Source organism: Luteibacter sp. P4_D7_3 (genome assembly GCF_056401735.1).
The window spans coordinates 1-1,151 of the sequence record NZ_JBFUIT010000591.1; the positions used below are offsets into that span (position 1 = coordinate 1).

Genomic DNA, 1,151 nt, shown 5'->3' on the forward strand with positions numbered 1-1,151 from the left:
CCTTCTTCAGCAGGGTTTCGGCCGTGCGTCGGATGGTTTTCGAATCGTCGATGACCATGACCCGCAAGCCGGTCAGATCGGTACCACGTCCGTTTTCGTTCACTGCGCCCCCGTAGCACGCACAAAAAAACCGCAAATCCCACCGCAGGATAGCTGGTTTCATGCCGGCTTATCCGTGCGCTGGGTCGTCGTCCGGAACCTGGGCTCCGGTGGCCCGCTCTTCGGCGTTCCTCCCGTTCGCTGTTTAATGGTTGGCCGGGTCGCCGTCAAGATGAATTGTTCTTAAAGGGACAAATCCTTGTGAAATTGCGATCCCTCCCCCACTAGACTTGGCATTCTTCCTGCTCTCCCGGGACACCCCCATGTCGCTCTCCGTCGCCGTCCTGATGGACCCGATCCGCGCCATCAAGATCGCCAAGGACTCTACCTTCGCCATGTTGCTGGAGGCCTCTCGCCGCGGCCACGCCTTGCTCTACATGGAACAGGGTGACCTTGCCCTGCGCGACGGCGAGGCCTGGGCCCGCCTGCGGCCGCTCACCGTGAAGGAGGACCCGACAGGCTGGTTCACGCTGGGCGAGCCCACCTGGCGCCCGCTGGCCGAGGTCGACATCGTCCTGGCCCGCAAGGACCCGCCGGTCGATTCCCAGTTCATCTACGACACCATGGTCCTGGAGCGCGCCCAGCGCGCCGGCTGCAAGGTGGTCAACGACCCGCGCAGCCTGCGCGACTGCAACGAGAAGCTGTTCGCCCTGGATTTCCCCCAGTGCATCGCACCAACCCTGGTCTCCCGCGACGCCGGTGAGCTGCGCCGGTTCGTCGCCGAGCATGGCGAAGCGGTACTCAAACCGCTGGATGGCATGGGCGGCCGCGGCATCTTCCGGGTGAAGCATGGCGACTCGAACCTCAATTCCATGCTGGAGACCCTGCTCGACGGCGCCCGCCATTTCGCCATCGCACAGAAGTACATCCCCGAGATCACCGCCGGTGACAAGCGCATCCTGCTGATCGATGGCGAGCCGGTGCCGTATGCGCTCGCCCGCATTCCGCAGGGCGACGAATTCCGTGGCAACCTCGCCGCCGGCGGCCGGGGTGAGGGCATCCCCCTGTCCGACCGCGACCGCTGGATCGCGGCGCAGGTGGCGCCGGAGCTG

At 65.2% G+C, this 1,151-nt stretch carries 1 protein-coding gene; it reads left to right on the forward strand.

What is annotated here, in order from left to right; genetic code table 11:
- Nucleotides 1-362: 362 nt before the first annotated feature.
- The coding region (gshB, locus tag AC1DSN_RS22965) for a glutathione synthase (protein ID WP_477333187.1) at nt 363-1,151 on the forward strand (789 nt) is incomplete at its 3' end.